The following is a 23,325-nucleotide window of genomic DNA, read 5'->3' as shown; positions in this document are numbered from 1 at the left end:
GAAATGCTCAGCGTATTCAGGATTCAAAAATTACCACTTGCGGTCTCGGACATTATGCGGTCACGTACTGAGACGGGATTGAACATCGTAAAAAATAGAGCGGATAGGGCAGGTTTTGTAGGATTTTTCTGTTGGTTGAGTGAGAAAGGTCTTTGCCTGCTGATCTGCAGGGAGGAGCGCCATGCAAAGCACTAAACGACTAAGCTATTGTGCGGGCTCTGAAAATTCGAACAGCGAAGAATGGACTGCTCATGAATAAAGTGTTGATCGTGGATGATCACCCTGTCATCAGGCTCGCCGTACGCATGTTGATGGAACGCCATGGCTACGAAGTCATTGCCGAGACGGATAACGGTGTGGATGCGTTACAACTGGCGCGCGAGCACTTGCCGGACATTGTCATTCTGGACATCGGTATCCCCAAGCTCGATGGCCTTGAGGTTATCGCCCGATTGTCGGCTATGACGCTGGCCTTCAAGGTGCTGATCCTGACTTCCCAAGCGCCGGGGCATTTTTCAATGCGCTGCATGCAGGCGGGTGCTGCAGGTTATGTCTGCAAGCAGCAGGATCTGACCGAGTTGCTCAGCGCCATCAAGGCGGTGTTGTCCGGCTACAGTTATTTCCCCAACCAGGCGTTGCACACAGTGCGCTCCAGTCTCGGCAATGCCAGTGAGGCGGAGATGGTGGATCGTCTGTCGGGAAGAGAAATGATGGTGTTGCAGCAGTTGGCCCGTGGCAAGACCAACAAGGAAATCGCCGACGGTATGTTCCTGAGCAACAAAACCGTCAGCACGTACAAGACGCGCCTGCTGCTCAAGCTCAATGCGCATTCGCTGGTCGACTTGATCGAGCTCGCGCAACGAAACGGGTTGGTCTGATGGCCGTGAGAGGACGGTATCTGAGGGCGGCGTCATCAGCTGATGCCGCCAAGCCTCTCTGTCGGGAGAGGCCTGCTGCTCGAGTGCCGTCCAGGCCGGCTCAGAAATCGAAGTCGTAATCCGCAAGCTGACGTTGCAGGCGACGCTCTTCCAGAAGGTTGTCGATCGTGCGGCGCTTGCTGAGGTTGGTCTTGGCGGTTTCTACCGGCGCGGGCGGGACTTCGTCCGGGTCCTCGATCACGAAGTCGTCGTCAACTTCGACTTCGATGGTGTCTTTTTCATCGCTCATGATTCAGCCTCAGGCGTGAACGGTCGTTGGCGCTCCTTATAACGACAAACCCTGCGCGGGTAAAAAAGATTTTTTTAATCGATCAAAGCCTTGAGACGCTATCGTTCAATCGTCAGAGGTCTTGGCCTTGTACTCGCACAGGTCTTCGATCCGACAACTGCCACACCGGGGCTTGCGCGCAATACACACGTAACGCCCGTGAAGGATCAGCCAATGGTGCGCATCCATGAGGTAATCCCTGGGCACAAATTTCATCAGCTTGTTTTCAACTTCCACCACGTTCTTGCCTGGCGCGATGCCGGTACGGTTGCTGACGCGGAAGATGTGCGTGTCGACTGCCATCGCCAACTGGCGGAACGCGGTGTTCAGGACCACATTCGCGGTCTTGCGGCCCACGCCGGGGAGGGCTTCGAGGGCCTCTCGGGTCTGAGGCACCTCGCCGCCGTGCAATTCAATCAGCAAACGGCACGTTTCGATCACGTTTCGGGCCTTGCTGTTGTACAGGCCAATGGTTGTGATATAGGCAGACAAACCCTCGACACCCAGCGCGTAAATCGCCTCAGGCGTATTGGCGACCGGGTAGAGACGCGCCGTGGCCTTGTTGACGCTGACATCGGTGGCCTGTGCCGAGAGAATCACGGCGATCAGCAGCTCGAACGGCGTGGTGTAGGCCAGTTCGGTTTTGGGATCGGGATTGTCTTCGTGCAAGCGACGAAAGATCTCAAGGCGTTTGGCGGCGTTCATGGGGTGGGCTTTTCCTGAAAAGACGGTGCTGCGGGCGCCGGGTTCTGCAATTGGGCCAGCGCATGCTCTGCCTCGTCGAGGCCACGCTGCAGTTGCACGAGTTGCGCAGCTTGTTCGGCAATCGGCGGGTGACCAAAGGCTTTCAACGACTTCAGCAGTTGAGCTCTGCTCATGGCGACCTGGGCGCGTGCCTGTTTCAACGCCGCGTCACTGCTTGTCGACGGTTTTGAGCGAATCCGCGCCAGGGCGGCTTGCGCCGGATCTGGCTGGAGAACGGCCGGCGTGACGGTCCGTAACGGGCGAGCCTGGCGTTCGGCCTGGCGTCGCTGCTCATCGCGCTGCAGGCGGGCCGAGCGCGCATCAAAGCGTTGCCGCGCACGACTGCGTTTGACGGCCCTGACGGATCGCTGCTCTTCATCCATCGCGCAATCACCAATGAACGGCACGGAGGTCACTGGCAACGGCAGCATGTCGATGCAGTCGACCGGGCAGGGCGCAACGCACAGATCACAGCCGGTGCATTCCTGCACGATGACGGTGTGCATCAGCTTGGCGGCGCCAACGATGGCGTCCACGGGGCAGGCTTGAATGCATTTGGTGCAACCGATGCATTCGGCCTCGCGAATGAACGCGACTTGCGCCGGCGCGCGGCCTCGTTCGATGTCCAGTTGCAGCACCGGCACTTTCAGCAGTCGAGCCAGTGCTGCGATGGTCTCGTCGCCGCCGGGTGGACACTTGTTGATGGCTTCGCCGCTCGCAATGCCTTCGGCGTAGGGCTGGCAGCCTGGATGGCCGCACTTCCCACACTGGGTTTGCGGCAGCAAGGCGTCGATGCGCTGAATCAGGCTCATGCTTGGACCAGATCGACGACCCGAGCGGGCCGTCGATAACGTGCAGAATGTTACGGTTCGGGTCGGGTTACTTGATGCGCTGACCGGGCTTGGCGCCGCTGTCAGGGCTCAGCAGGTAAATCTCTTCACCGCCAGGACCCGCTGCCATCACCATCCCTTCCGAGATACCAAAGCGCATTTTCCGCGGCTTCAGGTTGGCGATCATCATGGTCAACCGACCCTCCAGCTCCGCCGGGTTCGGGTAGGCACTTTTGATGCCGGAGAAGACGTTGCGCTTCTCGTCGCCGATATCCAGCGTCAGGCGCAGCAGCTTGTCGGCGCCTTCGACGTGCTCGGCTTTCTCAATGAGCGCGACGCGAAGGTCAATCGCCGCAAAGGCGTCGAAGTCGATCTCCGGAGAGAGCGGGTCTTTCGTCAGCTCGCCATTGCCCTGCGGTGCCGCACCTGTGTCGGTGGCGCTGGCGGCGAGGTCTTCTTTCGATGCGTCGGTCATGGCTTCCAATTTTACGGGGTCGATGCGGGTCATCAGCGGCTGGAACGGGTTGAGCTGATGATTGCTCAGCAGCGTCTGGTGGTCGTTCCAGGTCAGTGGCGCGACGTTGAGAAACCGCTCGGCGTCTGCGGCCAGATTCGGTAGCACAGGCTTGAGGAAGATCACCAACTGACGGAACAGATTGATGCCCAGGGCGCAGATCGCCTGAACCTCGTCCTGTTTGCCTTCCTGCTTGGCCAGCGACCACGGCGCCTTTTCGGCGATCCAGGCGTTGGCGCGGTCGGCCAGCGCCATGATTTCGCGCATCGCACGGGCAAAGTCACGTGCCTCGTAGGCGTCGGCAATGCTCGGCGCTGCGGTGCGGAAAGCGTCGGTCAACTCGGGCTCGGCATTGCCGGCCACCAGCAGACCTGCGTTGCCTTTCTGAATGAATCCCGCGCAACGGCTGGCAATGTTCACCACCTTGCCGATCAGGTCAGAGTTGACCTTCTGCACGAAGTCTTCAAGGTTCAGGTCGAGATCATCGACGCCACGGCCCAGCTTGGCCGCGTAGTAGTAACGCAGGTATTCCGGCGACAAATGTTCGAGGTAGGTGCGTGCCTTGATGAAGGTACCTCGGGATTTCGACATCTTCTGGCCATTGACGGTCAGGTAGCCGTGGACGTTGATGCCGGTAGGCTTGCGGAATCCCGAACCCTCGAGCATTGCTGGCCAGAACAGCGCGTGGAAGTTGACGATGTCTTTGCCGATGAAGTGGTAAAGCTCGGTGGTCGAATCCTTGCGCCAGAACGCGTCGAAGTCCAGCTCCGGACGGCGCGCGCACAGATTCTTGAAGCTCGCCATGTAGCCGATCGGCGCATCCAGCCATACGTAGAAATATTTGCCCGGCTCGTCGGGGATCTCGAAACCGAAATACGGCGCATCGCGGGAGATGTCCCACTGCTGCAGGCCGGAATCCAGCCACTCGGCGATCTTGTTCGCCACGGCGTCCTGCAACGTGCCGCTTCGCGTCCAGCTCTTGAGCATGGCGTCAAACGCAGGCAGGTCGAAGAAGAAATGCTTGGAGTCTCGGAGCACCGGGGTTGCACCGGAAATCGCGGACTTGGGGTCTTTCAGGTCAGTCGGGGCGTAGGTGGCACCGCACTTCTCGCAGTTATCACCGTACTGGTCTTCAGTGCCGCATTTCGGGCAGGTGCCTTTGATGAAGCGGTCGGCCAGGAACATTTTCTTTTCCGGGTCGAAATACTGCGTCACGGAGCGCGTGACGATGTGCCCGGCGTCGCGAAGACGTTTGTAGATCTCGCTCGACAGCTCGCGGTTTTCTTCGGCGTGGGTCGAGTGGAAGTTGTCGAAATCCACCAGAAAGTCAGCGAAGTCGGCGCTGTGCTCGGCCTGCACGTTGGCGATCAGTTGCTCGGGCGTGATGCCTTCCTTTTCGGCGCGCAGCATGATGGCCGAACCATGGGCGTCGTCCGCGCACACATAAATGCACTGGTTGCCACGGTGCTTTTGAAAGCGCACCCACATGTCGGTCTGGATGTACTCGAGCATGTGGCCAAGGTGAATGGAACCATTGGCATAGGGCAGGGCGCTGGTGACGAGAATCTTGCGTGGCTCGGACATTGGGCTCGGCTACTTGAAGTGAAACGGAGGTCGGCCACTATAAAGGCCTGAGCGTTTTTTTTCATCCCGCGCTGCATGTCGGAATCTGCCGATGTGCTTGAAAGAAAAACGTCGCTGCGCTCTTTATCGGGCATACAAGGTAGGATGGCCGCCTGTTTTACTCAGTCTTTAAGGAGTCACCCATGAGCGCTGTCAATCGCGCAACGGTGGAAGCCGTCCTTCGCCAGTACATCGATCCGTACTTGAATCAGGACCCGGTCAGTGCCGGGTGTGTCCGCGCCATCGAGATCGACGGGAGTCGCGTGAGCGTCCAGCTGGAGTTGGGATACGCGGCCGCGCTGTTCAAGAACGGCTGGGCGCAGATGCTGCAGATGGCGATTGAGGGGCTGGATGGCGTCGCCTCGGCCAGCGTCCAGATCACGTCGGTGATTCACCCTCACAAAGCCCTCGGCCAAATCCCCGGCCTGGCCAACGTAAAGAACATCGTGGCGGTTGCGTCGGGCAAAGGCGGCGTCGGTAAATCCACGACCGCGGCCAACCTGGCGTTGGCGCTGTCCCGGGAAGGTGCGCGTGTGGGCATTCTTGATGCCGATATTTACGGCCCGAGCCAGGGCGTCATGTTTGGCATTGCCGAAGGCACCCGTCCGAAGATCAAGGATCAGAAGTGGTTCGTGCCCATTGAGGCCCACGGCATTGAAGTGATGTCCATGGCGTTTCTGACCGATGACAACACACCGATGGTCTGGAGAGGGCCAATGGTTTCGGGAGCGCTGCTGCAGCTGGTGACCCAGACCGCCTGGAATGACCTGGATTATCTGGTCATCGACATGCCGCCTGGCACCGGCGATATCCAGCTGACCCTCGCGCAGAAGGTGCCGGTCGCTGGCGCCGTCATCGTCACGACCCCGCAGGACCTTGCATTGCTGGACGCGAAGAAAGGCGTGGAGATGTTCCGCAAGGTCAACATTCCGGTGCTGGGTGTCGTTGAAAACATGGCCGTTCACATCTGTTCGAACTGCGGCCATGCCGAGCATCTGTTCGGCGAAGGCGGAGGGGAGAAGCTGGCGACCCAGTATGGCGTCGAGCTGCTGGCCTCGCTGCCACTGTCCATGTTGATTCGAGAACAGGCCGATGGCGGCAAGCCCACGGCGATTGCCGAGCCTGAGAGTCAGATCGCAATGGTGTATCAGGAGCTGGCGCGCCATGTGGGCGCGCGGATCGTGCTGCAGGAAGCTGCCATGGCGGAGATACCGAGCATTTCTGTCAGCGACGATTGAGGCCTAAGCCAGAAGGCGAGATACGCGATGTGCCGGATGCTCGGCATGTCGCGGTGATGGGGTTTCAGGTGGAGGTTGCGGGCGGGATGTGCAGAAGTGCTTTTTTAACAGGCATAAAAAAACCCCGCTTTTGAGGGCGGGGTCTTTTAAGCGAATCAGTACAAGTTAGATAACTTGAACTTCTTCAGCTTGCATGCCTTTCTGGCCGCGGGTAGCGATGAAAGAGACCTGTTGGCCTTCTTTCAGGCTTTTGAAGCCGTCGGATTGGATAGCTTTGAAGTGAACGAACAGGTCGTCACCGGATTGTGGAGTGATGAAGCCGAAGCCTTTTTCATCGTTGAACCACTTAACGGTACCAGTTTGGCGATTAGACATGGTGTATCTCCTTGGACAAAGTTAACTGCGACTCAGGAAATGCCCTGGCCGAGACTGAGTGCAAAGAGCAGGAAAAATTCTTGGAGATGGTTGGATCGAAATTCAACATCGTGTAGATATTCTCAGTGACACAAGCAACACAGTGGAGCCACCTTACCCCACTTTTTCAGATGTGCAAAGGGGCTGTCTGCGATTTTTTCTTGAGGTGGCTCAACGACCTTAATGCACACGGCGCGCAATCTTTGAACCCGGAGCGTTCGACCGGTAAGATGCCGGACATCTTTTTCACCTCGCTATTCAGGACACCGCCATGAGCATCAAATCGGACAAGTGGATTCGCCGCATGGCGCAGGAACACGGCATGATCGAGCCGTTTGTGGAGCGTCAGGTGCGCGGCGAAGGCGCTGATCGAGTGATCTCTTTCGGTGTCTCCAGCTACGGCTACGACGTGCGTTGCGCCGACGAATTCAAGGTGTTCACCAACATCAATTCGGCGACGGTGGACCCGAAAAATTTCGATGAAAAAAGTTTTGTCGATATTAAAAGCGATGTCTGCATCATCCCGCCGAACTCGTTTGCACTGGCGCGCACCGTCGAATATTTCCGCATTCCGCGTAACGTGCTGACCATCTGTCTGGGCAAAAGCACTTACGCGCGCTGCGGCATCATCGTCAACGTGACCCCCCTTGAGCCTGAATGGGAAGGCCACGTGACGCTGGAGTTCTCCAACACCACCACGCTGCCGGCGAAGATTTACGCCAATGAAGGCGTCGCACAGATGCTTTTCCTGGAATCCGACGAAGAGTGTGAAGTCTCCTACAAGGACCGTGGCGGCAAGTACCAGGGCCAGCGCGGTGTGACGCTGCCGCGTACCTGATAGCGCCATTTGTCAGCCAGTTACTGAATTTGTCTCGGAATTCGCACTCTATTGACTGAACTGTTCCCATCCGCACCATGCGAATGGGGCCAACGCTCAGGAGTGCCCTATGAAGAGACACATCAACACCAGCAGCAAGGAACCCGACCCGAGTGCCAATCAGGTTGGTTTGCTGGCTTGGTCGCTGTTAGCGCATCCACACCTCAATAATATGGTCGCCGGGGGCATTCCCGGGCAGCCAGACCCGGACAGTCCAAACGAGTACCCCCAGCCTGACGAAGGCGGCGTGCCGACAATCCCGGACGAGCCGCCACCCGCGCCGGTCGCCTGATTCATGTCCCGTCGGTGCCGCGGCATCGGCGGGCATAATCTGTCCCCGGTTTGGTCGTCAGCTAATGACCAGCGGTGCCTCGGCGCACGTCGACCCGCGATCTCAAACTGCCCGCTTTTCTCAAACCGCCTCCCACACCGCCCCATCCCCCACGACATAGATTTTGCTGTTCTCAGCCCGATCAATATTCATTCCCCCCGTGAACGCGCCGAATGCCGGCAGCAGGCTCACCCGTGGCAGCACGTAGAAGCACGGCAGCCGCAATCGCTGGCGTCCACGTCCATATAGCCTGTACGCCGGGTGAACATGGCCCGCCAGTACGTGAAAGTCAGGGTGTGGGGCAGGTTCATGCTGCAGGGCATACGGCCCCAGAAACATCGGCTCCTCGACGACGTCCATGCGCAACGCCGGTGGCGGGTCCCCTGCTCGCTTGTCATGGTTCCCCCGAATGAGGGTGATTGCCAGATCGTGGTGTTTGTCACGCCAAGCCTGAATGGCCGACAGTGTGCGCGCCGCATGGGATTCCGGAGCATGAAGAAAATCCCCCAGAAAGATCAACCGATCGCAGTCGTAGCTCGCCAGCAGTGCATCCAGGCGCTGAAGGTTATCGTCGGTGGTGCCATGGGGCACTGGCTGGCCCAGCCTTCGGTAGGCAGCGGCCTTGCCAAAGTGGGCGTCGGCGATCAATAGCGCGCGCTCCGCCGGGTAATAAATGGCTTTGTCCGCCAGTAACCACAACTCCGCACCTGCCAGTTGAATCGAAAGATACGGCCTCACGTCATAACCTCAGGTCCGGCGGCTTTTTCCAGATCGCTGACCATGCGTGCGATGCGGTCGGAGAGTTTTTCGGTGCTGAGGCTTTCGCGCATGCGTTCGACCAGCAGCGGAAAGGCCATCGGGGTGGGGCGTTTGATCACGTGCAAATCCAGGGTCCGGTTATTGATGCGGCTGAGGGTTTGTTCGAGACGGGCCACGTCCAGCTCCTGTCGCAGTACTTCCTCCTGCGCTTGGGTCAGCAGCAGGTTGCTGGCGTCGTACTGTTTGAACACTTCGAAAAACAAGCCGCTGGAGGCCTGCAGTTGTCGGTTGCTTTTGGGGGCGCCGGGGTAGCCGGAGAACACCAGCCCGGCGATGCGGGCAATCTCGCGAAAGCGGCGCAAGGCCAGTTCACCGGCGTTCAGGCTGGCAATGATATCGGCCAGCAGCTCGTCTTCGGAAAACAGCTGAGTCGTCAGACGTTCATTCCAGTCGATCGGGGTGGCGCTGAGCAGTTCGAAGCCATAGTCATTCACGGCGATGGAGAAGGTCAGTGGCGTGTCCCGACTCAGTCGCCAGGCCAATAGGCTCGCCAGCCCCAGGTGAACATGCCGTCCGGCGAAGGGATACAGAAACAAATGCCAGCCTTCCCGGGACTTCAGGACTTCCGCGAGCAGCGTGTCCTTGCGCGGCAACGCTGACCATTGCCGTTGCACTTCGAGCAACGGGCTGACGATGTGCATCTCGGGACTGCTGAAATCGCCCCGGGCAGCCGCATCGAATTTCTCGACAACGGCATCGGCTAACTCGTTTGAGAGCGGCATCCGTCCGCCATTCCAGCGTGGGACGGCGGCTTTTTTGCTCGTCGCCTTTTTCACGTACGCGGTCATGTTCTCAACGCGCACCAGTTCCAGCAGACGACCGCTGAACAAAAAGCCGTCGCCCGGCTTCAATCGGGCGATGAAACCTTCTTCAACGCTGCCGAGGGATCCGCCCCCGCCGCCCTTGCTCCAATACTTCACATTGATGCTGGCGTCGCTGACGATGGTGCCCACGCTCATGCGGTGGCGGCGGGCAAGGCGCGCATCGGGGACGCGCCAGATGCCGTCTTCGTCCGGCTCGACGCGTCGATAATCAGGGTACGCCGTCAGCGACAAGCCGCCGTAGCGCACGAACGCCAGCGCCCATTCCCATTCTTCGTCGGTCAGGTCCCGGTAGGCCCATGCGGTGCGAACTTCGGCGAGTAACGCGTCGGGGGTAAAGCCGCCACCGAGGGCCATGCTCACTAAATGTTGTACGAGGACATCCAGCGGTTTGTGGGGTGATTCGCGGGGTTCGATCAGGCGGGCGTTGACGGCGTCGCGGGCGGCGGCGGCCTCCACTAGTTCCAGGCTGTGGGTCGGCACCAGCGTGACCCGTGACGGGCGGCCTGGCGCGTGGCCCGAGCGTCCCGCACGCTGCATCAACCGCGCGACACCCTTGGCCGAGCCGATCTGCAGCACGCGCTCGACTGGCAGAAAGTCCACGCCCAAATCGAGGCTGGAGGTGCAGACCACGGCTTTCAGGTGGCCTTCTTTAAGGGCGCGTTCAACCCAGTCACGGACCTCGCGGGACAGCGAGCCGTGGTGCAGCGCGATCAGCCCGGCCCAGTCAGGACGCGCTTCCAGCAGCGCCTGATACCAGACTTCCGACTGCGCCCGGGTATTGGTGAACAGCAGGCAACTGGAACTGCTGTCCACTTCGGCCAGCACCTGGGGCAGCATGCGCAAGCCTATGTGCCCGGCCCAGGGGAAGCGCTCGATGGAGGGCGGCAGCAGCGTGTCGACGATCAGTTCCTTGACCACTTTGCCGTGAACGGTGGTGCCGTGGTCGCCCACCAGCACCTGTTGCGCGTGATCTTGATTGCCGAGGGTCGCGGAAAGGCCCCAGATGACCAATTCGGGATTCCACTGGCGCAGCCTGGCCAGCGCCAGTTGCAACTGGATGCCGCGCTTGTTGCCGATCAGCTCGTGCCATTCATCGACAACGACCATCTTCAGCGTCGACATCGTCGCCTGAGCATCGGCGCGGGTCAGCAGCAGTGTCAGGCTCTCCGGCGTGGTGATCAGCGCGGAGGGCAGGCGCCGGCCCTGTTTGGCGCGTTCGCTGCTGCTGGTGTCGCCGGTGCGCAGGCCGACGCTCCAGGGAATCTGCAAATCCTGCAGCGGACCTTCCAGCGCCCGTGCGGTGTCGGCAGCGAGGGCGCGCATGGGCGTAATCCATAGCACGCTCAGGGGAGCGGCAACGGGCTTGCGCTTGCGCGGCTTATGCTCGGTTGGTTCGGGCGCGGACCGGGCGAACTGGTTGAGGGCGGCGAACCACACCGAGTAGGTTTTGCCCGCGCCGGTGCTGGCGTGCAGCAGACCCGACTCGCCGCGAGCAACGGCGGCCCAGACTTCTTTCTGGAAGGGGAAGGGTTTCCAGCCGCGCTCGGCAAACCAGCGCTTGGCGAAATTGACGGCTTTTGGCATGCGCAGGCTCTGGGAGGGGTTAAGTCAGAGACCGTCGGGAGGGTGCAATAGTTTGATGGAATATCCGTTTGGATCGATTGTTGTCGAGCAGAGATGTACCGGCTGTATCGGGCATTGTGGGAGCGAGCTTGCTCGCGAATTCGGCGGGTCAGCAACAGGTGGGCTGACTGACAGAATGCCTTCGAGAACAAGGTGGAACGCCACCCCGGTCGCTCCCACAGGTTATGCGTGCGCGCCTTACAACGGTGAGGCGTCAGGCCCGCAATTACTTCAAATTCCCACTCAAAAACTGCTGCAAACGCTCGCTCTTCGGGCTGCCCAGCACGTCGTCCGGGTGGCCCATTTCTTCGATCTGGCCTTGGTGCAGGAACACCACCTGATTGGCAACCTTGCGGGCGAAGCCCATTTCGTGGGTCACCAGAATCATGGTCCGGCCTTCTTCTGCGAGGCCTTGAATCACCTTCAACACTTCGCCGACCAATTCAGGGTCGAGCGCCGATGTAGGCTCGTCGAACAGCATGATTTCCGGTTCCATCGCCAGGGCGCGGGCGATGGCCACACGCTGCTGCTGGCCGCCGGACAGAAACGCCGGGTATTGATCGGCGACGCGCGCGGGCAGCCCGACCTTGTCCAGGTATTTATGCGCGCGGGCCTCGGCCTCGGCTTTTGACACCCCCAGCACCCGGCGCGGGGCCATGGTGATGTTTTCCAGCACCGTCATGTGGCTCCACAGGTTGAAATGCTGGAACACCATCGCCAGCCGCGTGCGAATCCGCTGCAGCTCGGCCGGATCGGCAACGCGCATACCGCCGGCGTCGCTGACCATGCGCACGGGCTGGCCGTCCAGGCTCATGGCGCCGTCATTGGGTTGTTCGAGAAAATTGATGCAGCGCAGGAAGGTGCTCTTGCCCGAGCCGCTGGCGCCGATCAGGCAAATCACGTCGCCGACGCTGGCCTTGAGCGACACCCCTTTGAGCACCTCGTGGTCACCGTAGCTTTTGTGCAGGCCATCGATGGTCAGTTTGTACATGAAGGGCAGTCCTCAAGGAGAAAGTAGGTAGCCGCTGCGGTAGGCTTCGGTGCCGGCGACATGGGCGATGACCATGCCGGCGGTCGCCATGCGTCGCAATGAGCGGGCGTACATAAGGCCAGCGTTGGCCGTGTGGATCGGGGTCACCGTGTCGCTGATCGGGTCGATGACCTCAGCGATCAATTGCCCCGCCTCGACGTATTCGCCGGGCAGTGTGCAGAACACCAGCAGACCGCCGACCGGCGTGGCAACAGGTTCGACGCCCGCCAGCGGAGTCGCCGGGTAAATCAGTTCAGGGGGCGCAACCGGCTCGCCGGCAATAGCGCCATGGTGCATCAGGTAACTGATGATCGCCTGGCAATCGCGGCTGGCGAGAGCGTGATTGACATCCCCCTGGCCGCGCAACTCCAGGGTCACGGAAAAACTGCCCAGCGGGATCGGGAAGCGCTTGGCAAACCGCTGCTGCAGTTGCCACCAGACCAGCGTGAAACATTCGTCGAATGACTGCCCGCCAGAGTCGGTCGCCAGCAGGCTCGCCTGGGCGCCGAGATAGCGCGACAGCGCCTCGACCTGCGGCCAGGCCTCGGGCGTGGTGTACAGGTGCTCGACGGATTCGAAATCACAATGCAGGTCCAGCACCACATCAGCGTCACAGGCCAGCCGTTGCAACGTCAGGCGCTGGGACTCCAGTTGGGTGCTGCCGACGCAGTTATTCAGTGCGGCCAGCAGGGTTTTCCGGATCAGCGTGATGTTGCCCTTGGGGTCATCGGTCAGCAGCGCTTCGACTTCATCCCCCACTTGCTGGCCGAGGTCGACGAAGCGGCGATTGAAATTCTGCCCGCTCTCAAGCTCGTAACGGCCCAGCGGCATGTCCATCAGGACCTGTTCCAGGCCGACCGGGTTGGCCACCGGAACGACCACCACTTCGCCGAGCAACTGGCCGGCGTTTTCAAGCTCGGCCAGTCGCTGCTTCAAGTACCAGGACACCAGCATGCCCGGCAGTTCGTCGGCGTGCAGGGACGACTGGATGTAAACCTTGCAGGCGCCGTTTTCCGGGCCGTAGTGAAAGCTGTGGATCTGCCGCGCGGTGCCGGGCACCGGGGCCAGCAGATCATGGGTCTGGTGTCGCATGCAGGGTTCCTAGTGAGTCGGGCCGAGGAAGGCCAGCCAGCGGCGTTCAGCCAGTCGGAACAGGCCCACCAGAATGAACGTGACCGTGAGGTAGATCAGCGCCGCGATGCCAAACGACTGGAACGTCAGGAAGGTGGCCGAGTTGGCGTCACGTGCGACCTTGAGGATGTCCGGCACGGTGGCGGTGAAAGCCACGGTGGTCGAGTGCAGCATCAGGATCACTTCGTTGCTGTAATAAGGCAGCGAACGGCGCAGCGCCGACGGCATGATCACGTAGGCGTACAAGCGCCAGCCGGTCAGGCCGTAAGCCTTGGCCGCCTCGACTTCGCCGTGGTTCATGCTGCGAATGGCGCCAGCGAAGATTTCGGTGGTGTAGGCGCAGGTGTTCAGGGCGAAGGCGAGGATGGTGCAGTTCATCGCGTCACGGAAGAACGCGCCGAGCATTGGCTGCTCACGTACGGCGGCGATGCTGTAGATGCCGGTGTAGCAAATCAGCAACTGGATATACAGCGGCGTTCCGCGGAACAGGTAGGTGTAGAACTGCACCGGCCAGCGCACCAGCGGATTGCGCGACACGCGGGCAATGGACAGCGGAATCGAAACGACAAAGCCAATGGCGATGGAGGCACTGAGCAGCCACATCGTCATGGCCAGGCCGGTGATGTTCTGGCCGTCCGTATAAAGGAAGGCGCGCCAGTACTCTTGCAGCAACTCGATCATCGTTGAGCCTCCCGGCTGCCGGCGGCATAACGCCGTTCGGCCCAGCGCAGGGCGAAGTTGGACACGCTGGTGATGACCAGATAGATCAGTGCGGCGAGTACCAGGAAGTAAAACAGCTGATACGTGCTCTTACCCGCGTCCTGCGCGGCCTTGACCAGATCGGCCAGACCGATGATCGACACCAGCGCCGTAGCCTTGAGCACCACTTGCCAGTTGTTGCCAATGCCGGGCAGGGCGAAGCGCATCATCTGCGGAAACACCACCATGCGAAACCGTTGCGAACGGCTGAGCCCGTAAGCCGTGGCGGCTTCGACCTGACCGCGCGGTACGGCAAGGATCGCGCCGCGGAAGGTCTCGGTGAAATACGCGCCATAGATGAAGCCCAACGTAATGACGCCGGCAGAGAAAGGGTCGATCTCGATGTAATCCCATTCCATCGCTTCGGTAAGCGTGGTCAGCCAGGTTTGCAGGCTGTAGAAGATCAGCAGCATCAGCACCAGGTCCGGTATACCCCGGATCAGCGTGGTGTAGATCTGGGCCGGGACCCGCAGTACCGCGGCTTTTGACAGTTTGGCACTGGCGCCCAGCAGGCCGAGCACAATGGCCAGCAGCAGCGACATTACCGATAATTTGACGGTCATCCAGGTGCCTTGCAGCAACAGCGGGCCGAAGCCTTTCAGGCTGAATGCTGACAGTCCCAGGTTTTGCAGGAGAGTTTCGAACATGTGCAACCTATACAGTCAATAAAAACGCCCGTTAACTTCAGCAGCGGATTCTGGCTGAAATCAACGGGCGTCTGTTTGCTTATTTACCGCTGTACAGATTCAGATCGCCGAAGTGCTTCTTCTGGATCTCGGCGTACTTGCCGTCATCGTGTAACGCTTTGATACCTTTGTCCAAAAGCGCTTTCAGGTCCTTGTTACCTTTCGAGATGCCGACGGCCGTTTTGGCTGGCAGCAGGGGATCGTCGATTGGCTTGCTAACTTCATAGTCTGCGCCTTGTGGCGACTTCAGGAAGCCCAGCTCGGCTTGCAGCATGTCTTGAACCGAGGCGTCCAGACGACCAGAAACGAGGTCGGCATACACCTGATCCTGGTTGGCATAGGCCTGGGTTTTCACGCCCGCCTTGTCCAGAACGGCCTTGGCGTAGGCTTCCTGGATGGTGCCTTGCTCGTAACCCACGGTTTTGCCTTTGAGCGACGCAGTGTCAGCGCTCAGGCCGGAGCCTTTTTTGTAGACAAGCGACGTAGGGCCGGAGAACAGTTCGCTGGAGAAGTCGATGACTTTCTCGCGGGCCGGGGTCACGGTCATGGAGGAGATCACGCCGTCGAACTTGTTGGCTTTCAGGCCCGGGATCATGCCGTCGAAATCGCTTTCGACCCACTTGCACTTGACCTTCAGTTCAGCACAGATCGCGTTGCCCAGATCGATATCGAAGCCCACCAGGCTGCCATCGGCGGCTTTGGATTCGAATGGCGCGTAGGAAGGATCGACGCCGAAACGCAGCTCCTTGTATTCCTTGGCCATTGCGTTACCGGCGGCCAGACAGATGGCGAGTGCGGAAAGGGTCAGCCATGCTTTTTTCATCGTTCAGTCCTTAAAACCAAATTGAGCGTTGGGAACACGCGAAGGCTTGCTACCGGCAAAAGCCAGACCGCAAATAGACAGCAATTTCCGAACCAAACAAACGAACGCGCGTTTTAAATGTACGGAGTTGTCGCAATGATGACTTAGAGCCATCTTTTGACTTTTTTTGAGGCCCCGCAGGCACCGGCAGAGTAGCCGTATCCCGTTGAGAGTGGGCGAAAAAGTTGCAGCCTCAAAGGTCTGCAGCGGTGCTTTTTACAGCGGAGGGGAGATTCGAAACGCCTTGTGGGGCGTGCCGTTGAGAGACTGGGGCTTGTAGTGCGCCCCATTTCAGCGCATTCGACGCGGGCGCGAGCCAGCCTCGCGCACCGCGACGGTGCTCAGGCCAGCAGGTCCTGAAGCGTCGCCAGGCTGTCGGCTTCGGCGACGGGTTTGTCGAGGCGCCACCGCAGCATCCTCGGGAACCTGACGGCGATGCCGCTTTTGTGCCGTTTCGACAGCGCAATGCCCTCGAAGCCCAACTCGAATACCAGGGTCGGGGTAACACTTCGGACCGGGCCGAACTTGTCGACGGTGGTCTTGCGGATGATCGCATCGACTTTGCGCATCTCCTCGTCGGTCAAGCCTGAATACGCTTTGGCGAAGGGCACCAATGTCCGTTCGCTGGATTCCGGCGGGCCGTCCCAGACCGCGAACGTGTAGTCGCTATACAGACTGGCGCGGCGGCCGTGACCGCGCTGGGCGTAGATCAACACCGCATCGACGCTGAACGGGTCCATTTTCCACTTCCACCACACGCCCATGTCCTTGGTGCGTCCGACGCCGTACAGCGAATCCCGCGCCTTGAGCATCATGCCTTCCACGCCAAGACTGCGGGAGGCCTCGCGCTGCCGGCCGAGGTCGAGCCAGTCGGTGCCGGTCAGGACGGGAGAGGGCATCAGCACCGGGCTCTGGGCGTTGGCGATGACCTTTTCCAGCTGCGTGCGTCGCTCATGTTGCGGGCGACTGCGCCAGTCATGGCCTTCCCATTCCAGCAGGTCATAAGCCAGCACGACAACCGGCACGTCTTCCAGAATCTTCTTGCCGAGGGTCTTGCGGCCGATCCGCTGTTGCAGCAGAGCGAAGGGCTGCACCGACGGCGTCGCTTCGCCGGGCGTGCCTGGGGCTGGGGTGTCCAGAGCGAATTCGCCTTCCTCGGCATTCTCCGGGGTCGCGGCTTTCCAGACCACGATCTCGCCGTCGATCACCGTGCCGTCGGGCAGGCATTGAGTCAGGCTGTGCAGTTCCGGGAAGCGATCCGTGACCAGTTCTTCGCCCCGCGACCAGATCCACAGGCGACCTTCGCGCTTGACCACCTGGGCGCGGATGCCGTCCCACTTCCATTCCACCTGCCAGTTTTCGGCGGCGCCCAGCAGGTTCTCGAACTGATCGACCGGCTGCTGCAGCGCATGGGCGAGGAAGAAGGGGTAGGGCTGGCCACCCCGCTGTGCGTGTTCGTCGGCCGACTCTTCGGCGATAAGCTTCAAATAGCCCTCGGCGCTGGGGCGATGGGAAAGATCGGTGTACCCGACGAGTCGCTGGGCCACGCGCTTGCTGTCGATATCGGCCAGCGCGGCGAGGGCACGGGTCACCAGCAGCTTCGAGACACCTACCCGGAAACTGCCGGTGATCAGCTTCAAGCAGACCATCAGGCTTTGCGGGTCCAGTTGCGACCAGAACGTCGGCAGGCGCTCGAGCAATTCTTCCGGGGGCAGGCCACGCAGGGGCAGCAGATGGTTTTCCATCCAGCTGGCCAGGCCTTCCTCTGAGCTGTGCTCGGCTTTAGGGAGCAACAGCGACAGGGTTTCCGCCAGATCGCCTACCGCCTGGTAACTCTCCTCGAACAGCCATTCCGGCAGTCCGGACAGCAACAGCGCCTGCTCACGCAACATGCGCGTCGGCACCAGTTGCCGTGGGCGTCCGCCGGACAGGAAGTACACCGCCCACGCGGCGTCTTCGGGGGCGGCATTGCTGAAATAAGCTTTCATGGCCGCCAGTTTGGCGTTGCTGGAGGTGGTGGCGTCCAGGTCGGAATACAGCTCGGCGAAGGCCTTCATGACGAGGCCTCGCCTGTCGATGCAGGTTCGGGTGCGGGTTCGGTCTTGGCCGCTGCGTCGTCCTCTTCGTCGCCGTATTCGGTGCTGAAACCCTGGGCGTCGAGGCCCAGTTCCCGCAGGTAGCGCACCAGCACGGCCACCGAGCCGTGGGTGACCATCACTCGTTCAGCGCCGGTGTTTTCGATGGCCCAGAGCAAGCCGGGCCAGTCGGCATGGTCGGAAAGGGCGAAGCCGCGATCGACGCCGCGCCGACGTCGTGTGCCGCGCAGCATCATCCAGCCGCTGGCGAAGGCGTCGCTGAATTCGCCGAATCGGCGCATCCAGGTGCTGCCGCCGGCGGACGGCGGTGCGACGATCAGGGCGCTGCGCAACGCGGGGTCGGTTTTTTTGAAGTCACCGGCGTAGTGGGTTTCCGGGATGCGCACGCCGGCCTCGCGGTAGACGCGGTTCAGCGGTTCGACGGCGCCATGGACGAGGATCGGGCCGATGCTGGGGTCGATGCCGTGGAGGATGCGTTGGGCTTTGCCGAATGAATAGGCGAAGAGGACGCTGGCTTTGCCGGCGGCGGCATTGGCGAGCCACCATTCGTTGATGCCGGCGAAGATTTCCGATTGGGGCTGCCAGCGGTAGATCGGCAGGCCGAAGGTGGATTCGGTGATGAAGGTGTGGCAGCGCACGGGTTCGAAGGGGTCGCAGGTGCCGTCGGTTTCGACTTTGTAGTCGCCTGAGGCGACCCAGATTTCGCCCTGGTATTCGAGGCGGACCTGGGCGGAGCCGAGGACGTGGCCGGCCGGGTGAAAGCTGAGTTTGACGCCGTGGTGGGTGATGCTTTCGCCGTAGGCAAGGGTCTGGAGGTTGATGTCCTGGCCCAGTCGGGAGCGCAGTATGCCTTCGCCGGGTGCGGCGGCGAGGTAGTGTTCATTGCCGGTGCGGGCGTGGTCGCCGTGGGCGTGGGTGATGACGGAGCGTTCGACCGGGCGCCACGGATCGATGTAGAAATCACCGGGCGGGCAGTAGAGGCCTTCGGGGCGGGCAATGACGAGATCCATGGTTTGACCGGGTTTGGGGACTTGTCAGGTAGAGCGGTGGCGGGGCGCAGAAGTTCGGTTGGGATTTTGGGTCCCGATCTCGAGATCAAGAGCGTCTGCCTGGGGGCAGACTGTTTCGGCTTCGCCGAGTTACTTGGAAAAGCACCCCAAGTAACCAAGGGTGCTTGCTCTCGGTTGGGCCCGACTTCGTCGGGTTCCTTCACTCCGGTCTTGCTCCGTGGGCCCGCGCCGAACGGACATCCATGTCCTGACGGCGCTCTCGCCGCATCCATGCGGCTCGGCCCACTGCGCAAGACCTGCGTTCAGCCTGCACCAAAGTCGCGTTTGGCGGTGGCTGGACTTTTTGTGTTCGAAAGATCTAAAGCAGATCAAGGGCTTCCCGGCTGAAGCCGGTCCCACTGACGGTACGCGGTGTGCTTTTTAGTGGGACCGGCTCTAGCCGGGAAGGGGCCGGTATGGGCACCCTCAATCTGGATGCACGCATCGCTTTTAGTGGGACCGGCTTCAGCCGGGAAGGGGTCAATTCAGGCGCCACTTCTTTGATCATTCCCACGCTCTGCGAGGGAATGATCCCGAGACGCTCCGCGTCATCCCGGATGGCTCGGCCATTTACTTCCCGGGCGTCAGCGTCAGGCGTTGTTTGCCGTAGGCTTTTTCGAAGTTTTCCGGTTGCATTGGCACGGACATGTACAGGCCTTTCATCCAGGGGTCGATGCCATTGGCGTTGTACGGGCTCGCGGGGTTGCCGGATTGGCCCGCGGCGTTTTGCGCCATCATCGGTTCTTGTTGAGCGAAGTCAACGATGATGCGCATGGCCGGGACAACAGCGGCGTTGAAGTCCTGGCCCCAGTGGAAGCCCGAGGCGTTGAGCGTGGTGTGGTCGCCGCCGGTGGCGATCGGGCCTTTGATCACGCTTGCCTTGCTGCCGCCCAGCGCAGCGGTGAGTTGGGCGCTTTGGGCGGTCCAGGTGGTCTGGTGCAACTTGCCCCACTGCCAGGCCTTGTGATCGGCGCCCAGCTGGCTTTCGCCAACAGTGATGGCGGCGGCCAGGCTACGGGCGAGGATGGCGGGTTTGTCTTCTTTTTGCGGCGTTTTCACGTCGTCCCAATACGGACTGTCTTCACGCCCCAGCAGGTGATCGGCCTGGGGCGAGTAGGACAGGTCCGCGCTTTGCACCAGCGCTTTCCAGGCAGGGCTGGTTTCCGGGCCGAGTTCGTCGAGGAAGGTCTGGCGGGCGCTTTCTTGCAGGAACAGCTCGTAAATCGCCGCATCTGCCGAACCCGGCGACAGTCTGCCGTCGAACGCCATCAGGCGGGTCAACGCTTCGCGGGCTTTGTCGCGCTCTGGCGCGGGCAGGGCGTCGATGGCCTGTTTCAGCGGCGCGGACATGCCGGGCTCGGAGAACATTTTCTTCAGTTTGGCGGCGAAGGTCGTGGTCTGGTCGTATTGCATGGCGACGGTGCTGCGGGTGTCCTGCTTGCCGGCATTGGCCAGTTCGGCGATGCGTTCGGCGCGCTCCGGATAGTCCCAGGAATTGGACAGCTGCATGCCATAGCCTTTTGGCACGGTGCGTTGGTTGGCAGTGGCGATCCAGCCTTGTTGCGAATCCTGATCGTACGGATGCAGCATCGCGTCGGCGTAGCCGTCCCAGTCGAACCGGCCGTCCCAGCCCGGCGAAGGAATCAGGCCGAGCCCGTCGCGGCGGTTCGGGTATTTGCCGGTCACTTGCCAACCCGTGTTCGAGGCATCGGCGAACACCATGTTCAGGGTGATTGCGCGGATTTCCCGGGTGGTGTCGAACGCCCGCTGCACGTTTTGCGCGCGGGTCAGATCGAAGAGGGCGTCGAGGGTTTTGTCGTCTTTGGCATCCGGCGTCTGCAGGGCGATGCCCAGGCCGCTGGCCAGTTGCGCGGAACTCGCGTTGAGCAGCGGGCCATGACGGGTTTCGTAGGCGGGCTCGCGCACCGGGCTCTGGCCTTTGACGAAGTAGGTTTCCTCATGGGCGCCCGCCGCGACCCATTTGCCGTCGGCCATGACCATCAGGCGGTTGTTCTCGCGCTTGAGCTTCTCCAGGAACAGGTCCTGATTGTCGCCCATCGCCGGGCCCGTGCCCCAGGCCAGTTTGCCGTTGAAACCGGACAAGACCAGCGGCAAGCCCGCAACGGTCGCGCCTGCAGCCTGGTATTTCGGCGAGCGGATCTGCACGAAATTCCACATCGACGGCAGTGTCGGGGCCAACTGGCTGTCGGTGGCCAGCAGGCTCTTGCCGGCGCGGGCGCGCTGAGGCGAGATCACCCAGTTGTTCGACGCCGAAACGCCCAGCAGGTTGAGGTCCGAAAGCTGCAGCGCCGCTTTGTCCAGATCGCTCAGCCCCGGCAGTTGGCTGCCCAGGTTCAGGCCTTTGAGCTTGTCGGCTTCAGCGAAGGGCAACGCTTCGTCGGGGTAGGTCGGCAGCAGCCAGGCCAGCTTGTCCGCGCCGACTTTCTGCGCCAGCACCAGCGAGGAAATCTCCTCCTGCAGGTTCACCGACAGGCTGAAGTTGAGCAGGCTGAAGATCAGCGCCGAGTCTTCGGGCTTCCAGTATTCAGGCTTGTAGCCCGAGTCGGCGAGGTCAGCCGGCAGTTTGTCGCGGTAGCGGAACAGGTAAGCGTTGACGCCGCGCGCGTACACCTCGAAGAAGCGTTTCAGGCGCGGCGACGAGGCGGCATACAACTGGCCGGCGGTTTGTTTGAGGTTGGCGGCGCGCATCATGCGGTCCAGATCGAGGGCGCCCGGCCCTGCGATTTCCGACAGTCGGCCCTGGGCGAGCAGGCGCATTTGCATCATTTGCGTAATGCGATCGCTGGCGTGGACATAGCCGAGCGTAAACAGCGCGTCATGGAACGTACTGCTTTCTATCAGCGGCAAGCCCAGATTGTTGCGGCGAATGGAAACGTTCTGCGCCAGCCCTTTAATGGCAAACACCCCGCTGGCAGGCGGCAGGCTGTCGCGGTCTTCACCGCCCAGCTGGCAACCGGCCAGGCTCAAAAGTCCAATCATGGCAGCGGCCGCGCTCATGCGCGTCTTCAAAGTTGAAAGGGCTGGCGAGGCCATGATGGAGCTCCTGCGGGGGTGGACGTAGAAAAGGCGCTACGTTAGAGAGCAGGCGGGCGTCACGCAAGCAGGGGGAGGGAGTTTATTTTCGGATTTCAGAGGGGACATCAGCGCGTCCCCCTGAACCCTGTCGACGCTGGGATTACGGCTTCGGGGGATTGATCTTGTCCACCAGTGCGTAGGCCCGCTTCACCGCATCGCGATTGGCCACCGCGTCAAACCAGCGCTTCAAGTGCGGGAAGTCATCCAGGTTCTGCTCCTGAAACGTATGCGGCACGATCCACGGGTAGATCGCCATGTCTGCGATGCCGTAGTCCTCGCCCGCAACGAAGGTGCGATCGGCCAGACGCTCGTTCAACACGCCGTACAAACGCGCGGTTTCGTCGACGTAGCGCTTGATCGCGTAGGGGATTTTTTCTTTGGCGAACCGGTTGAAATGGTGATTCTGGCCGGCCATCGGGCCCAGGCCGCCCATTTGCCAGAACAGCCATTGCAGAGTTTCCTGCCGGCCGCGCAGGTCTGTCGCAATGAACCGGCCGGTCTTCTCGGCCAGGTACAGCAGGATCGCGCCGGACTCGAACAGGCTCAGCGGTTCGCCGCCGTCAGCAGGCTGGTGGTCGACGATGGCTGGAATTTTGTTGTTGGGGGAGATCTTCAGAAAATCGGATTCGAACTGCTCGTTCGCGCCGATATTGACCGGGAAAATGGTGTACGGCAGACCCGCTTCTTCGAGGAAAATCGAAACTTTGTGGCCGTTGGGGGTGGTCCAGTAGTGCAGATCGATCATTGCGCGCTCCAGGTGAAGTCATCACGACTGCCATTAAGGCTGCACCTGTTTTACGCCTTCAAACGTCCAGCGTACAAATGAAAACGGCCTGAAGATCAGGCCGTGGAAGGAGCCGGGTGCGTTACGCGCCGTGGCACTTCTTGAATTTTTTCTCGCTGCCGCACGGGCAAGGGTCGTTGCGGCCGACATCCTTGAGCGTGTTGCGGACCGGCTCTTGAGGTGCGTGGCCGCAATGCGGGCCGTGCACGTGGCCGTGGTCATGATGGTGATCGTGATGGTCGTGATCGTGGTCACAATCGGGACCGTGCACGTGGGCTTGCTGGTTCATGGGGTTACTCCGGAATCAAATCGCCGGGGATTATGTCGCCATTGCGCCCGATGCGCACGCTGTGTCCGAATAAAAATCCGGTCTTGAGCTTGCCTTCCAACCGGTAATGCACTGGCTGATTGGCTTTGCCGAGCACCTTGGAGATGTCCTTGAGGTGCTCCCACAGATTGGTGCGGATCGGCACGGAGAAGTTTTTGTGGCTGTTGGCTTTGACGATGAACCAGTCGCTGTAGACGCCTTCGCTGAGCAACATGTCGTTGAGCAGGATCTTGTAGCGCAGGCCGCGGACCAGCAGGCTGGAGTCGTTGGGGTTGTCGACCCGAAAGCGCAGCTTGAAGTCCTGACGCAGCAACTTGGCCTTGACCACCTCGACCTTGAGCAGCTTGACGTCGGGGTCTTCGAAGCCGCCGGTTATCCAGGTCGAGCAGCCCGACAGCGCCAGGAGCGCGAGGAGGCCTGCGATTCTGAGGACGTGTGCTGCAAACATCATGGGTCGCTCC

Annotated in this window: 21 protein-coding genes and 1 pseudogene; 4 read left to right on the top strand and 18 right to left on the bottom strand. The window is 60.9% G+C overall.

Features of this window, described 5'->3' with window-relative positions:
* Positions 1-251 precede the first annotated feature (251 nt).
* Positions 252-878 carry a response regulator transcription factor gene (locus tag ACYASU_RS02990; protein WP_037012286.1) on the top strand — a complete coding sequence of 209 codons (627 nt, stop codon included), beginning with the start codon at positions 252-254 and terminating at the stop codon, positions 876-878.
* A 100-nt stretch (positions 879-978) separates the two neighbouring features.
* Here the strand turns inward: ACYASU_RS02990 and ACYASU_RS02985 are convergent, their stop codons facing one another.
* The 4 genes and pseudogenes from ACYASU_RS02985 to metG form a co-directional block, all read right to left on the bottom strand.
* Positions 979-1,167 carry a PA3496 family putative envelope integrity protein gene (locus ACYASU_RS02985; protein WP_192171584.1) on the bottom strand — a complete coding sequence of 63 codons (189 nt, stop codon included), beginning with the start codon at positions 1,165-1,167 and terminating at the stop codon, positions 979-981.
* Between the two features lie 105 nt (positions 1,168-1,272).
* Complete coding sequence (gene nth, locus ACYASU_RS02980; protein WP_463581911.1) at positions 1,273-1,911, bottom strand: endonuclease III; 639 nt, start codon at positions 1,909-1,911, stop codon at positions 1,273-1,275.
* 20 nt (positions 1,912-1,931) lie between these two features.
* A pseudogene (rsxB, locus tag ACYASU_RS02975) lies at positions 1,932-2,867 on the bottom strand (electron transport complex subunit RsxB); the annotation flags it as partial.
* Positions 2,830-4,878, bottom strand: a complete 2,049-nt coding sequence (metG, locus tag ACYASU_RS02970) for a methionine--tRNA ligase (RefSeq protein ID WP_463581910.1) — start codon at positions 4,876-4,878, stop codon at positions 2,830-2,832. The pseudogene rsxB and the gene metG, both read right to left, overlap by 38 nt.
* 182 nt (positions 4,879-5,060) lie before the next feature.
* On the opposite strand from metG, the gene apbC reads away from it, so the two are divergent.
* Positions 5,061-6,155, top strand: a complete 1,095-nt coding sequence (gene apbC, locus ACYASU_RS02965) for an iron-sulfur cluster carrier protein ApbC (RefSeq protein WP_463581909.1) — start codon at positions 5,061-5,063, stop codon at positions 6,153-6,155.
* Positions 6,156-6,320: 165 nt separating this feature from the next.
* Here the strand turns inward: apbC and ACYASU_RS02960 are convergent, their stop codons facing one another.
* Positions 6,321-6,530 (bottom strand): cold-shock protein, encoded by a 210-nt coding sequence (locus ACYASU_RS02960; RefSeq protein WP_002554837.1) that lies wholly within the window; start codon positions 6,528-6,530, stop codon positions 6,321-6,323.
* Positions 6,531-6,840: 310 nt separating this feature from the next.
* Between ACYASU_RS02960 and dcd the strand changes: the two genes are divergently transcribed.
* Together dcd and ACYASU_RS02950 are read left to right on the top strand one after the other, a co-directional pair.
* Positions 6,841-7,407 (top strand): dCTP deaminase, encoded by a 567-nt coding sequence (dcd, locus tag ACYASU_RS02955; RefSeq protein ID WP_002554836.1) that lies wholly within the window; start codon positions 6,841-6,843, stop codon positions 7,405-7,407.
* A 109-nt stretch (positions 7,408-7,516) separates the two neighbouring features.
* Positions 7,517-7,738, top strand: coding sequence for a hypothetical protein (locus tag ACYASU_RS02950; protein WP_074889014.1), 222 nt, complete (start codon positions 7,517-7,519; stop codon positions 7,736-7,738).
* A gap of 120 nt (positions 7,739-7,858) precedes the next feature.
* On the opposite strand, the gene pdeM is transcribed toward ACYASU_RS02950, so the two are convergent.
* The 13 genes from pdeM to ACYASU_RS02885 form a co-directional block, all read right to left on the bottom strand.
* Entirely contained in the window at positions 7,859-8,515 is a 657-nt protein-coding gene (pdeM, locus tag ACYASU_RS02945; RefSeq protein WP_346627499.1) for a ligase-associated DNA damage response endonuclease PdeM, read from the bottom strand.
* Positions 8,512-11,004 carry a ligase-associated DNA damage response DEXH box helicase gene (locus tag ACYASU_RS02940; protein ID WP_463581908.1) on the bottom strand — a complete coding sequence of 831 codons (2,493 nt, stop codon included), beginning with the start codon at positions 11,002-11,004 and terminating at the stop codon, positions 8,512-8,514. The genes pdeM and ACYASU_RS02940 overlap by 4 nt, the downstream gene beginning before the upstream one ends.
* A 265-nt stretch (positions 11,005-11,269) precedes the next feature.
* Positions 11,270-12,034 carry an ABC transporter ATP-binding protein gene (locus ACYASU_RS02935; RefSeq protein WP_192171578.1) on the bottom strand — a complete coding sequence of 255 codons (765 nt, stop codon included), beginning with the start codon at positions 12,032-12,034 and terminating at the stop codon, positions 11,270-11,272.
* A gap of 12 nt (positions 12,035-12,046) precedes the next feature.
* On the bottom strand, positions 12,047-13,165 hold the full coding sequence (locus ACYASU_RS02930; protein ID WP_463581907.1) for a succinylglutamate desuccinylase/aspartoacylase family protein: 1,119 nt from the start codon (positions 13,163-13,165) through the stop codon (positions 12,047-12,049).
* A gap of 9 nt (positions 13,166-13,174) precedes the next feature.
* The gene (locus tag ACYASU_RS02925) at positions 13,175-13,885 is read right to left on the bottom strand and encodes an ABC transporter permease (RefSeq protein ID WP_192171576.1); all 711 of its coding nucleotides are present in this window, start codon (positions 13,883-13,885) and stop codon (positions 13,175-13,177) included.
* Positions 13,882-14,610 carry an ABC transporter permease gene (locus ACYASU_RS02920; RefSeq protein ID WP_172609418.1) on the bottom strand — a complete coding sequence of 243 codons (729 nt, stop codon included), beginning with the start codon at positions 14,608-14,610 and terminating at the stop codon, positions 13,882-13,884. Before ACYASU_RS02920 ends, ACYASU_RS02925 begins: the two co-directional genes overlap by 4 nt.
* A gap of 79 nt (positions 14,611-14,689) precedes the next feature.
* Positions 14,690-15,472: a transporter substrate-binding domain-containing protein gene (locus ACYASU_RS02915; protein WP_346627501.1), complete on the bottom strand. Its 783-nt coding sequence runs from the start codon at positions 15,470-15,472 to the stop codon at positions 14,690-14,692.
* Positions 15,473-15,852: 380 nt separating this feature from the next.
* Positions 15,853-17,568, bottom strand: a complete 1,716-nt coding sequence (locus ACYASU_RS02910; protein ID WP_463581906.1) for an ATP-dependent DNA ligase — start codon at positions 17,566-17,568, stop codon at positions 15,853-15,855.
* Positions 17,565-18,617 carry a ligase-associated DNA damage response exonuclease gene (locus ACYASU_RS02905; RefSeq protein WP_463581905.1) on the bottom strand — a complete coding sequence of 351 codons (1,053 nt, stop codon included), beginning with the start codon at positions 18,615-18,617 and terminating at the stop codon, positions 17,565-17,567. Before ACYASU_RS02905 ends, ACYASU_RS02910 begins: the two co-directional genes overlap by 4 nt.
* 609 nt (positions 18,618-19,226) lie before the next feature.
* Complete coding sequence (locus tag ACYASU_RS02900) at positions 19,227-21,710, bottom strand: penicillin acylase family protein (RefSeq protein ID WP_463581904.1); 2,484 nt, start codon at positions 21,708-21,710, stop codon at positions 19,227-19,229.
* Positions 21,711-21,852: 142 nt separating this feature from the next.
* Complete coding sequence (locus ACYASU_RS02895; RefSeq protein ID WP_369307180.1) at positions 21,853-22,497, bottom strand: glutathione binding-like protein; 645 nt, start codon at positions 22,495-22,497, stop codon at positions 21,853-21,855.
* 121 nt (positions 22,498-22,618) lie between these two features.
* On the bottom strand, positions 22,619-22,825 hold the full coding sequence (locus ACYASU_RS02890; protein ID WP_065992586.1) for an SEC-C metal-binding domain-containing protein: 207 nt from the start codon (positions 22,823-22,825) through the stop codon (positions 22,619-22,621).
* 4 nt (positions 22,826-22,829) lie between these two features.
* Positions 22,830-23,315 (bottom strand): LEA/WHy family protein, encoded by a 486-nt coding sequence (locus ACYASU_RS02885; protein WP_463581903.1) that lies wholly within the window; start codon positions 23,313-23,315, stop codon positions 22,830-22,832.
* Between the last annotated feature and the right edge of the window lie 10 nt (positions 23,316-23,325).

Source organism: Pseudomonas sp. HP_12 (genome assembly GCF_055283955.1).
Note: the sequence above shows the minus strand (reverse complement) of the source record. Positions and strands in the feature narration are given on the sequence as shown.